1 protein-coding gene is annotated in these 277 nt (G+C 65.7%); it reads left to right on the top strand.

The genetic code is table 11. The features are described from left to right. Positions 1 to 277, top strand: a 277-nt coding sequence (locus QSK31_RS48655; RefSeq protein WP_285692021.1) for a transglycosylase domain-containing protein, incomplete at both ends; no start/stop codon positions are given.

Raw genomic sequence — 277 nt, 5'->3', positions numbered from 1 at the left:
CCGCGCTGGCGGCGGTCGTGGTGATCCTGCTCGGTGGCGGTGTGGTCGCCGGCACCTGGTTCTTCGACGATGTGCAGCTCACCGAGCCCAAGGCCGAGGACCAGGTCACCCAGCTGTTCGCGGCCAATGACAAGACGCTGCTGGCCACCGTCGGTGACACCAACCGGTCCCTGCTGCCGTACCAGAGCATCAACCCGATCATCAGCGAGGCGGTGATGGCCGCCGAGGACAAGGGGTTCCTCGACCATCACGGCATCGACATGAAGGGCATCATGCG

The sequence above is a fragment of the Actinoplanes sp. NBRC 103695 genome, assembly GCF_030269485.1.
Classification (GTDB): Bacteria; Actinomycetota; Actinomycetes; order Mycobacteriales; family Micromonosporaceae; genus Actinoplanes.
The sequence above is the reverse complement of the archived record's forward strand: the minus strand, read 5'-3'. Positions and strand labels throughout refer to the sequence as shown.